We start from the raw sequence: 12308 nt of genomic DNA on the forward strand, positions 1-12308 counted from the left end.
GTTAATTCATTTTAATGATAATTTAAAGTAGGAGCTAAAAAATGAAAAATATTAAAAAGAAAAAGAAAAAAATATTTTTATGAGCAGGGCCATTAATGCCATTAACTGCTATTATTCCAGCTAGTTTGTTTTTTGCATTTTATAATAAAGATAACGTAAATTCTAATAAATCTGTTAATTTACTTTTAAATAAAAAGGAAAACACTATTAACAAAGCTAAAAGCAATGTAAATAATGACAATTTAACAAAAAATGAAGATAAACTAAATAAAACAAATACTTTAAATAAAGACAAAAATAAAGATAAAACAAACGGAATTGAAGCTTATAAAGTTGAAAATATAAATGAAATTAAAGATAATGAAATATTAATTGATGAAGAATTAAATAATTTAAAAAACATCGAACAAATTAATAAAATTGAAAATATTATTAACAATTTAAAACAAAAAATAACATTAGATGATTTAGAACAATTAAAAGAAAAATTAAAAAATTTAATTTCATTAGAGCTAAATGAACATGAAATTAATAAGATAAATAATAAAATTGAAAAAACTCAATTAAATATTAATGAAGATATATTGGATAAAGTTTTAACAATAACTGAAAAAATTGAAGAAATAAACAAAAATATAATTGATGAAAATATTAAAACTATTTTTAATGATATTTCTAGCAAAATTAAAGAAATTGAAAATTTTTCAATTTATGAATTATTGCTAAAAATTGAAAATTTAAACGAAATTGATCAAGAAGAATTAAAAAATATAAAGCAAAAATATAAAATAGAAAAAGAAATATTAGATAGAAAAACAGAATTTAATAACTTTAAAGAATATTTAAAGAATAATGAAGAAAAATTAGATCAATTAATAACAAAATATAAAGAAATATCAGAAAAAAAAGAACAAATTAGTGAATATGAATTATTCAATTCACTTTTAAAAGAATTAAATAATTTTAATTTTTCATTTAATAATCAAAATATTGATATCGAAGATAGTGTTAATAAATTAAATAATTTTAATAATAATTTAAAAAATGCTATAAATGATAAAGAAGAATTAACAGAACTTTCTAGTTTAATTGTTAAAAAAATAACGCAAAGTATTGATGAAATTAGCGAAATCTATAATGCAGAAGAAATTCTACCTAATTTTAAAAATGAAATTGAAGATATTTATTACAACTTAAAAACTGATTCATTTGAAATTAAAAATACAAAACCCAATTCATTAAAATATGAAATTTTAGAGTTTGATAAAGATAATGATAATCAATATGTTTTTAAAATAAAAATTTCAAATAAAAAAGCTTTATCTAAAATAAATAAAATATATAAAAAACAATTTAATAATTTTGTTACTAAACAATTAGTTGAAGAAAAATTAACAGAAAAATTAAACAATATCTCTATTAATATTAAAAACAATGATGAAATAAAAGATAAACCTTTTATAACAGATTATAAAACAAGTAATTTTAATGAATTATTCAACATTGAAAATAATAATTTTAGTTCTATAAAAATAAATGAAAAAGAATATAATATAAATAATTTAAAAATTAGTTTTAAATTATTAGAAAATGGACTTTCCGAAGATGAAACTAAAAAAATAAGAAAAGCAAAAGCGAGAATAACTTTATCTTCCGAACATGAAATAAATTTAGAAGTGGAAAAAGAAATAACTTGAAATTATAAAACTAATGAAGATTATTTAAATCAAGTTTTAAATCAAGAAAATCAAATAATTGAAAAAATAAATAAATTTATTGAACAAAAAGAATTTTTAGCTTTTCAAATTAAAGATATTTATTCATCTTCCCAATTAGATTTATTTGATAAAACAATTAATGTGGAAAAAGAAGAACTTTTAAATTTTAATGATTTATTAGGTGAGGCAAAGATTAAATTTACTTTAAAAAGAGGTAATAAAACTAAAACATTTGAATATCAGATTAAAACTCCTTATGTACCTAAATTTGAATTAAATAATTACGATAATGTTGATAAATTAAAAAAAGAATGAAGCGCAAAAGCTACAAGCGAATATTATAAAAATTATTTTGTTTATTCTGAAATTTATAGTGCTGATGAAGTTTTAAAACCTTTAGGTAACAAAAATTATTGATTAGCTAAAAATGATGATCCTAATCCTAATATAATAATTTATAGAAAAGATGAAAAACCTAAATTTATTTATCAATTTGAGTTTATTTTTTGATATAGTAGTGATTATTATAAAGATGGTGCTTTTGAAATACATTACCAAGATAAAAAAGATGGTAACTGAATAAAATTAAATTCCATACCAAAAGCTCAAGATTATTCAAATAACAGTTATAAAAAAGTTGTTGTAGATATTAAAAAAGATATATATGCTGTTAAATTAGTGTGACCAAACAGAAATATAACATATCCTTCTTTATATAATTTTATGCCATCAGTAAAAAGCAAAAAATAGTAAAATAAAAGAAATTAATTAAAAATAGTTTAATTTTTTAAATAAAATGGGCATTTTTATGTTTTTTTTAATTAATTTTATTAAATAAATATAATTATTAATATAATAAAAAAACTTTTAACAAAACAAAACTAAGATAATAAAAAAAATAATTTATTAAATATTTATTATTTTTAGGAGAAAATATGAAAAAGAAAAAAATATTATTAGCTTCAGGTCTTTTATTGTTATCTACCTCATTAGTTGGTGGTATTACTGCCGGAGTATTATTGTCAAATAAAAACCAAACACTTATTCCTTCAACAAATTTAAAAAGCGAAGATAAAATAGTTGAACGTGACATAAAAAAAATTGAAAATTTACAAGATGATAGTAAAAAAACAGGTAAAAACAATAATAAGACAAAAGCAGAATTAAATGAAAATGATAAAAGTGAATTAAAAAAAATAATTCAAAGTGGTGATAAAGATAAATACGATTTAAAAGTAAAAGAAATAGAAGAAAAAATTAAAAAATTAAATCTTGCTAAAAAAATCACACCTACTTTAAAAGAATTAGAAAAGAAATTATTTTATTATCAGATAAATGTTGATTCTTTTGAATTTGAACATAGTGAAAATTTTAAATATAAAGTTATATCTATCGAAAATAACGAACAAGAAATAATGAATTTAAAAATTCAAATTAGTGATGATACAAATAATAAACTCGAATATTTAGTTAAATTTGATGATTTTATTTCAAAATCAAAAATTGCAGAAGAAGTTAAAAATCTTTTAGCTTCTCAAGAAATTACAATTAAAAATGATCAACAATTAAAAGATAGACTTGATACTAATGGATATACTCTTGAAGATTTTGATTTCGACAGTAATTTAACTCAAATTGAGATTGAAGATAATGTTTTAGAGTTAAATAATTATGAGATCAAAATAAAAGAAGAAAGTTTTGATGAAAATCAATTAACAAAAAAAAGAAAACTAACTTTCGTTTTAAAAGTAGAAACTGAAAATAATTTAGTGTATGAACAAAATGTTTCAAATGAATGAAGTTATAAAAGTAATGATGATTATTTAAATGAAATTAAAAATAAAAATACATTAATAACAGAAGAGTTACACAAAATAATCAATGAAAAAAAACTTTTACCATATCAAATTGATGCAAAAAATATAGCTAAATTAAATTTAGAAAAAATATTAGATAAAACAATTAAATGAAGTTTTTCAAATATATCCAATGTGGAAGATTATAATGGAACACTTGAACTAGAGTTAAATTATAATCGTGGTAATAAAAATAAAAAATATATTTATGATATCGAAACTAAAGCATTTGTTGAAAAATTAGAAGATTGAGGAAAGAAAACTAAAAGAGAAAAATCATGAGAAACCTCGGCTTCTAGTGAATGATATAGTTCTTGAAAATTTTGAAAAGGGGAAAATGGGATTTATAAAAGCAAATTGGTTTTCACTTATCAACAAGATAGTTATTGAAATTCTAAAGATGAGGATGAAAGTCCTTGATTAGAAATAAAATCAAAAGATGAAAATCCAAAATTTGTTTATGATTTATTATTATGATTTTATAAAGATGCAGAATATTTTATAGAAAATAGTTATGTGATTGAATATAAATCACATAATGATGCTCAATGAAAAGAAATTGAAGCTGATAAAATTGAACTTGAAGAAGTAGAAAGTGATAAGCGTTTTAAACAAATAAAAGCTTTAATTAAAGATAAAGTATATGCTGTTAAAATTTCTTTTCCAAGTTCAAAAAGAAATAATTTAAAAAATCGTCATGTTTATGCTGTTAATTTTAATGTTCAAAAAACAAAACAACAAACAGAAGAACAAATAGAAAGTTAAATTAATATTTTATTTTTTTACTAAAATATATTAAAATAAAGATAAAAAGTATTTAAAAAAATAGGAGAATTATGTTTGTAAAAGATACTACAAAAATAGAATTAGCGGATGCAATAACAAATGGAAAAGGAGTACAACTTTTAAATTTTCACTCTTTAACTTGTGGACCATGTATAATGATGAGTTCAGTTTTAAAAGATGTGGCAGATAAATTAAAAGTTGAAGTTTATAAAGTTGATGTAGCAAAAGATCGTGAATTCGCTTATGAATACATGGTTACAGGAACACCTACAACTTTTGTTTTTAAAGATGGAAAATTAATTACATCATTAGTTGGTTTTCAAGCTTTTGAACAAATAAAAGCAGTTTTAGAACCTCACTTAAAATAATGTAAATTATTTTATTTTTTTAAAAATGAAATAAACAAAAATTGAAATAAAAAAAATTCCTAACATTAGGAATTTTTTTTTAGTTATTAATCTTCGTCATTTTTAATAGCTCTTTTTTTAACAATAACATCAGCTATTTGTTTTGGTGTTGTTTCATAGTGATCAAATTGCATTTGGTAAGTTCCTCTTCCGGAAGTCATAGATCTTAATTGAGTTGAATATCCAAACATTTCAGATAATGGCACATCAGCTCTAATAATATTAGCACCATCACTTCTTGTTTCTTGTTCTTTAACTTGACCTCTTCTTCTTGAAAGATCACCCATTACATCTCCAGAATAATCAGCAGGAACAACTACCGAAACATCCATAATTGGCTCTAATAAAACAGTACCAATTTTATCTTTAGCTAAAGTTAAAGCTTTAGAAGCAGCGATTTTATAAGCTAATTCTGAAGAATCGACATCATGGTAAGAACCATCGAATAAAGTAGCTTTAATATCCATCATTGGATAACCAGCTAAAATTCCAGCTGCCATTTTTTCTTCTAATCCTTTTTGAATAGATTTAATATATTCTTTAGGAATTTTTCCACCAACAATTTTATCTACAAATTCAAAACCTAAATCAGGATTTGGCTCAAATTTAATTCAAACATGTCCATATTGTCCTTTACCACCAGATTGTTTAATGTGTTTTCCTTCAACTTCTGCAGATTTGGTAATAGTTTCACGATATGATACTTGTGGCGCACCTACTGATGCTTCTACTCCAAATTCTCTTTTTAATCTATCAACAATGATATCAAGGTGTAATTCACCCATTCCAGCGATAATAGTTTGTCCAGTTTCATTGTCTGTTCAAGTTCTAAAAGTTGGATCTTCGTTAGCTAATTTTTGAAGTCCAATTGATAATTTTTCAGTCGCAGCTTTAGAAGCTGGTTCTAGAGCTTGTGAAATAACTGGTTCAGGGAAAACCATTTTTTCTAAAACAAAACGCTTAGATTTTTCAGAAACTAATGTATCTCCAGTTACAGTATCTTTAAGCCCTACAGCAGCTGCTATATCACCAGTTCTAACTTCATCAATTTCTTCTCTTGAATTAGCATGCATTTCTAAAATTCTACCAATTCTTTCTTTTTTATCTTTTGTAGAATTGTAGATATATGAACTTTTTTGTAAAACTCCTGAATAAACTCTAAAGAATGTTAAAGTTCCAACAAAAGGATCGTTCATAATTTTAAATGCTAAAGCAGAAAATTCAAATTCATCTCTAGCTGGTACTTCAATAGTTTCATCATTGTAATATGCTTTAATAGCAGGTACATCAATTGGTGAAGGTAAATAATCGATAATAGCGTCAATCATTTTTTTAACACCTTTATTTTTAAATGATGTTCCACAAACAACAGGGAAAAATTCTGAAGTTAAAGTTGCTTTTCTGATTGCAGCTTTTAATGTTTCGCTATCAACTTCTAAATTTTCAAGCGCCATCATCATAATGTTTTCGTCAAAATCAGCTACAGCTTCAATTAATTGAGTTCTCATTAATTTAGCTTTATCTAATAATTCAGCAGGAATAGCAATTTCTTTTTCTTCTTCCTCTTTATTACCATCGTATTCATAAGCTTTCATTTCAACAAGATCAATTAAACCTTTATAATCAGTTTCAGCTCCAATATTTAATTGAATGGCAACAGCATTGCCACCTAATCTTTCTTTAACTGATTTAATTGAAGCTTCAAAATCAGCTCCTGCTTTATCCATTTTATTTACATAAACAATTCTTGGAACTTTATAGTTAGTAGCTTGTCTTCAAACAGTTTCAGTTTGTGGCTCTACCCCTGATTGGGCATCTAAAACTGCAACAGCCCCATCTAATACTCTAAGTGATCTTTCTACCTCAACAGTAAAGTCAACGTGTCCAGGAGTATCAATTATATTAATTCTTTTACCTTTTCAAAAAGCAGTTGTAGCTGCTGAGGTAATAGTAATACCTCTCTCTTTTTCCTGTTCCATTCAGTCCATTTGGCTAACTCCATCATGAGTTTCACCAATTTTATGAATTTTCCCAGTATGAAATAAAATTCTTTCTGTAGTTGTAGTTTTACCTGCATCAATATGGGCCATAATCCCAATATTTCTATAATCTTTTAACTCGTGTTTTCTCGCCATGATTATCATCTAAAATGAGCAAAGGCTTTATTTGCTTCTGCCATTTTATGTGTATCCTCTTTCTTCTTAATAGCTCCACCAGTATTATTTGATGCATCAATAATTTCATTAGCTAATCTTAAGTCCATTGTTTTTTCTGATCTTAATCTTGAATAGTTGATTAATCATCTTAATGATAAAGTTTGTTTTCTTCTTGTTGATACATCCATTGGTACTTGATAATTAGTTCCACCTACTCTTCTTGATCTAACTTCAAGTTGTGGTGTGATATTTTCAATTGCTTTTTGGAAAACTTCTAATGGATCATTACCTGTTTTTTCTTTAACAATATCAAATGCTGAATATAAAATAGATTGTGCGGTAGATTTTTTACCATCTAACATAATAGCATTAACCAATTTTGTAACAAGTTTTGAATTAAAAATTGGATCAGCTAAAACATCACGAAAATAATTACGTTTTTTTCTTGACATATTTCTCCTTCAATAATTTTTAAATTTTTATTTAGTTATGAAATTTTATTTTTTAGGTTTTTTAGTTCCGTATTTAGATCTACCTTGATTTCTCTTGTTAACTCCAGCAGCATCTTGAGTTCCTCTAACGATGTGATATCTAACCCCTGGTAAATCTTTTACTTTTCCACCTCTAATTAAAACAACAGAGTGTTCTTGTAAATTATGTCCTTCACCTGGAATATATGCAGTAACTTCCATTCTGTTAGATAATTTTACCCTTGCGTATTTTCTAAGCGCTGAGTTAGGTTTTTTAGGTGTCATAGTTGCAACCCTTGTACATACTCCACGTTTAAAAGGTGCTGGAATTTTTGTTTCTCTTTTATCTAAAGAGTTAAAACCACGATTTAAAGCAGGGGCTTTAGTTTTTCTAATTTTCTTTTTACGCCCTTGTCTTACTAATTGTGAAATTGTTGGCATTTTTTTCCTTTCTTTTATTAAAATTTTATTTATTAAAAAATAAATTATGTTTAATATTATATAACAACTTAGCCTTGTGTATCATAAAAAAAATATTTTTTTTATTTTTTGCCTATTTATAGGGGAGAAATGGACTTTAAAATTTTTATAAAATTAACAAAAAAAATCCTAAATTAAAAAATTAGGACTTATTTTTTACATTTCAAATATTTTTTTTACGCTTTTTCACTCTTTTTGTCTTTCTTCTAAATATTGACTAATAGTTTTGATTTTTTCAATATATTCACTATCATCAAAAGGTTTTATTTCTTGTGCATTACATCATAAAACAATTAAATAATTAACTAATATTTTATGTTGTAAAACATATTCATAATCATAATCATCGTATTCATCTAAAAAAATTGTCTCAAGTTCGTCATTTAATCTAGAAGATTCAATAAAATAAGCAAGTTCAAAATGTTTATCACCTTTAGTTGCATATTCTCAATCTACTAATCAAATTTTATTTTTTTTATCTTGGATAATATTTTGTGGTCATAAATCATTATGTAAAGGTGTATTTTTATCCATATTTTTTAGAATTAAATTAATTTTTCGATAGTATTCGTTAATAACCGGAATATTTAAATTTTTATTTCTAATTATTTTTTGATACTCTTTGACTCTGGCGGCATGATTAGAGCTTGGAAAATTTAATTTTGATTTATGAATTTTTTTCATGATTCTAGCAATTTTTTTAACATTTTCTTTATTAATTTCTAAATGTTTGCCTTCAATTCATTCAAATCTAATTTCATCAGTGCTATTCATAATTAATTTAGGAATAAATTTAAAATCTTTCAATAAATCATAATCTATTTTATGATTAAATTTGTTGTACTTTTTTTCTTGAATAAAAGTATTATTTTCTTTAAAAGAAACATTAGTGGAGCCTACATTAATTTTTGTTTTCATTTTTTTCTTGTGATATCATTTCAAAAACTCTTGTTACGTTTTCGATCTTTCCAATAATAGTCACTAAATCTCCTTCTAATAATATAAAATTACCACCTGGTAAAAAACTTTGATTATTTCTTTTTACCATAACAATAATTACATTATATTTGGCAAAATTTAAATTTTTCAATGATAAATTAGTAAATTTTTTTACAGCTAAAACTGCTGAACCTGCTACATAGCCATCACCTAATTCTTCAAATTTTTCAGTAAATTTAATAAAACTTTTATTTGTAGCTAAAAGAGCAGTTCTAACTCCTGCTTCTTCTTCCGGAGCAATAATAACATCTACACCAATTTGTTTTAAAACTCTAGCATGTCCTCTTGTAGATGCTCTTGCAATAATATTTTTTGCTTTTAATTCTAATAAAGTAGCAATAATCTCAATATTATCAGTTAATGCTACAATAAAAGTTTCAATATTATTTATTCCAATAGTTTTTAAAACTTCTGGATCAGAAGCATCAGCAACATATGAAGTAACTACAAATTCTTTGATACCTAATAAATTTTTTTCTTCTTTATCAATTGCAATTATTTGTTTTTTTAATTTATGAAGCTGTTCAATAATAGCTCTACCATATCTTCCAATTCCAATTACACATATATTTGTATTATTACCAAACATTACATTTCCTTTATTTTTTATGTTAAATTATAAATTAAATATTTTAATTATAAAAAAATAATTTTTATTATTTTTAAAAAATAATATAATTAAAAATAGATTATTATGAAGAAATTCAAGGTAAATAAGGAAAAAATCAAAAATTTGTGAATAGTAAGATTTTTTTATAAATATAAAATAAAATTGTCTAATTTTTTATGAACTATTGTTAGAACAATTGGAAAAATTAGATTTTTATTTTTAGTTTATTTTTTAATTATTTTAATAGCAACTTTATTTTTATATTCACCATTAGCTCAAAAAGATAGACTAAATTTTTTAGATACATTTTTTACTTCAATTTCTGCGTTTAGCGTTACTGGATTGCAAATAAATAATATTGATGATAATTTTAATGTTTTTGGCCAAATAATTATCGCTTTATTAATAATAATAGGTGGCGTTGGTTTTTTTGCTCTTAAAATTTATTTTTTTAATTTTTTACTCAAAAGAAGTCCGACAATTTTTGAAAATGAACTTTTATCTATTGAAAGAGGTGCTAAAAATAAGCAAACTCTTAAAGGAACAGTAGTTGTTTCAATTACTTTAATTTTTTCATTAATATTAATTTCATCTTTTATATTTACAATGATTTTATATTTTCAAAAACCTACATTTGATATAAAAAATAATTCTTATCATAATTTTTCACTTTCACTTCGTTATGGTGTTTTTCATGCTATTTCTTCAATTAATAATGCTGGTTTTGGAATAATTAATGAAAATTCACTAGCACCTTATTATGATAACTATTTCTTGCAAATTTTAACTTTATTTTTATTTATTATAGGTGGGATTGGTTATCCAGTTATTTATGATTTATATTTGTGATATAAAAATAAAATTAAAAAAGATGAAAATAATGCTTTTAAATTTAGTTTATTTACTAAAATTTCCCTTTTTACTTACTTTTTCTTAGCTTTAATTGGAATTATTTTTGTTTTATATTTTGAAATTTCAAGCATTGATTCAAATTCTTTTTGAAACAAAAGTCATTCAGATGTAAATTATTATCATTATATTAATAATAACAATGTTAAATCACCATATAACTATGGTAATAAAACACAAAAAGTATGAGCTCTTATTTTTATGGTTTTTTCTTCTCGTAATGCAGGAATTAGTACTTTTGATCTTTATGATTTAACCGATTCAAGTTTACTTATAGTTTCGATTTTAATGTTTATAGGAGCTTCCCCTTCTTCTACTGGGGGAGGGATAAGAACTACAACCTTTGCCTTAATTTTTATCACTATCTTTTCAAGAATGGTAGGTAAAGAACAAACTAATGTATTTAAAAAGAAAATTAAAGATTCAACAGTAATGCAAGCGATAATAATCTTTTGTTCTGCGATAATTTTATTCTTTATATCTTTAATTATTATAATAACTTCTTTAGATACTCATGGCGGACATATTCAAACTAATATTGAAGCAGGAAAAAGACATTATAATATATTGAGAGTTATTTTTGAAATCTCATCAGCTTTTGGAACGACTGGATTTTCAATTGGTATAATTAATAAATTAAATGCATTAAGTAAAATAATTTTTATGATTTTAATGTTCATTGGACAAATAGGAATTTTTTCTACTATTTTAATTTGGGGTTATCATAATACCAAAATAAGAAAAATTAATTATGTAGAAGATGATATTTTAATAGGTTAGGATGGTATGATTTTAAATATAATTTTAATAAATTTATTTGGACTAATTGTAGGATATTTAATTGGTTCGATTAATATAGCAATAATTATAACGAAAATAAAATATAAAACAGATATAAGAAAACACGGATCTAATAATGCAGGTTCAACTAATGCACTTAGAATATATGGCTATAAAGTAGCTTTAATTATTTTTATTTTTGATATTTTAAAAAGTTTTTTACCCTTAATGTTTTTTTCATTAATTCAACAAAATAGCTTAAATAGCTTAAATATCTTTATCAATATAATTCCGCAAATTGTAGCACTAGGTGCTGTAATAGGACATATTTTTCCTTTATATTTTAAATTTAAAGGAGGAAAAGGGGCTGCTAGCTTACTTGGAGCTTTTTTTGGAATAAATCTAATTGTTGTTTTTATTGGAATAATAATATTTTTATTAATAGTATATATTAGTAAATATGTTTCATTAGGTTCGATAATTGCTCCGTTTATTTTAATTCTTATTTCATTTATTCCTTGAATTATTTTAGGTGAATTAGGATTTTTAAATTGAAGATTAAATAGTAATTATTACTGAATAAATACTATAATTTTATTTGTTAGTTATTTATTTGTTTTATTTTCTCATAAACAAAATATTAAAAGATTAATAAATAAAACAGAATCAAAATTAAAATTTAAAAAAAGAACATAGAAACTTTTTTATTGCTTTAATTTTATTAGTTAAATAACTATAATTAAAAGCAAATAGTTAAATATAAAAAACCTATAACAAATTTAAAAATAGATAATTTGTTATAGGTTCCTAAAATAAACATTCAAGCGCAACACTTTTGTGTTTGTGCTTTTATTTTACAATTTTTTATTAAATAAACAAAATATTTATAAAAAAAGCAATAAAAAAACACACCCTTTTACGGCTTTTTAAATAAAAAAACATATTTTTATTAAATAAATAAATTATTTTCTTCTTTTATCAATTGATTTTTTGCACTTTCTCAGTTAAATATTTCTCTAGGCATATTATTAATATTGTCTTCTAATTTTTGAATTTCTTTATCATTTAAAGAAGAGAAATCAAATCCTTTTTTATAAAGTCGCCTAACTATTCCATTTACATGTTCATTAGAACCTC

10 protein-coding genes and 1 pseudogene are annotated in these 12308 nt (G+C 23.0%); 5 read left to right on the top strand and 6 right to left on the bottom strand.

What is annotated here, in order from left to right; all coding sequences use genetic code 4:
• Positions 1–41: 41 nt before the first annotated feature.
• The 3 genes from T403_RS0100975 to T403_RS0100985 all read left to right on the top strand — a co-directional run bounded on the left by T403_RS0100975 (position 42) and on the right by T403_RS0100985 (position 4728).
• Positions 42–2468 carry a hypothetical protein gene (locus T403_RS0100975; protein ID WP_033160948.1) on the top strand — a complete coding sequence of 809 codons (2427 nt, stop codon included), beginning with the start codon at positions 42–44 and terminating at the stop codon, positions 2466–2468.
• Positions 2469–2653: 185 nt separating this feature from the next.
• A complete protein-coding gene (locus tag T403_RS0100980) occupies positions 2654–4339 on the top strand; it encodes a hypothetical protein (RefSeq protein WP_033160949.1) in 1686 nt (561 codons plus the stop codon).
• 71 nt (positions 4340–4410) lie between these two features.
• Positions 4411–4728, top strand: a complete 318-nt coding sequence (locus tag T403_RS0100985; RefSeq protein WP_033160950.1) for a thioredoxin family protein — start codon at positions 4411–4413, stop codon at positions 4726–4728.
• Between the two features lie 86 nt (positions 4729–4814).
• On the opposite strand, the gene fusA is transcribed toward T403_RS0100985, so the two are convergent.
• The 5 genes from fusA to T403_RS0101010 all read right to left on the bottom strand — a co-directional run bounded on the left by fusA (position 4815) and on the right by T403_RS0101010 (position 9461).
• On the bottom strand, positions 4815–6902 hold the full coding sequence (gene fusA, locus T403_RS0100990; protein ID WP_033160951.1) for an elongation factor G: 2088 nt from the start codon (positions 6900–6902) through the stop codon (positions 4815–4817).
• A 2-nt stretch (positions 6903–6904) separates the two neighbouring features.
• Positions 6905–7375 carry a 30S ribosomal protein S7 gene (rpsG, locus tag T403_RS0100995; protein WP_033160952.1) on the bottom strand — a complete coding sequence of 157 codons (471 nt, stop codon included), beginning with the start codon at positions 7373–7375 and terminating at the stop codon, positions 6905–6907.
• Positions 7376–7420: 45 nt separating this feature from the next.
• Entirely contained in the window at positions 7421–7834 is a 414-nt protein-coding gene (rpsL, locus tag T403_RS0101000; protein WP_033160953.1) for a 30S ribosomal protein S12, read from the bottom strand.
• Between the two features lie 195 nt (positions 7835–8029).
• On the bottom strand, positions 8030–8791 hold the full coding sequence (locus T403_RS0101005) for a phosphotransferase family protein (RefSeq protein ID WP_033160954.1): 762 nt from the start codon (positions 8789–8791) through the stop codon (positions 8030–8032).
• Positions 8775–9461 carry a potassium channel family protein gene (locus T403_RS0101010; RefSeq protein ID WP_033160955.1) on the bottom strand — a complete coding sequence of 229 codons (687 nt, stop codon included), beginning with the start codon at positions 9459–9461 and terminating at the stop codon, positions 8775–8777. Before T403_RS0101010 ends, T403_RS0101005 begins: the two co-directional genes overlap by 17 nt.
• Before the next feature lie 105 nt (positions 9462–9566).
• Between T403_RS0101010 and T403_RS0101015 the strand changes: the two genes are divergently transcribed.
• Together T403_RS0101015 and plsY are read left to right on the top strand one after the other, a co-directional pair.
• Positions 9567–11171 (top strand): TrkH family potassium uptake protein, encoded by a 1605-nt coding sequence (locus T403_RS0101015; protein ID WP_084273827.1) that lies wholly within the window; start codon positions 9567–9569, stop codon positions 11169–11171.
• A gap of 6 nt (positions 11172–11177) precedes the next feature.
• Complete coding sequence (plsY, locus tag T403_RS0101020) at positions 11178–11867, top strand: glycerol-3-phosphate 1-O-acyltransferase PlsY (protein ID WP_033160956.1); 690 nt, start codon at positions 11178–11180, stop codon at positions 11865–11867.
• A gap of 253 nt (positions 11868–12120) precedes the next feature.
• Here the strand turns inward: plsY and T403_RS04465 are convergent.
• Positions 12121–12308: pseudogene (locus tag T403_RS04465) on the bottom strand (IS30 family transposase); the annotation flags it as partial.

This window comes from Mycoplasma collis ATCC 35278 (genome assembly GCF_000701825.1).
Taxonomy (GTDB): domain Bacteria; phylum Bacillota_I; class Bacilli_A; order Mycoplasmatales; family Metamycoplasmataceae; genus Mesomycoplasma_A; species Mesomycoplasma_A collis.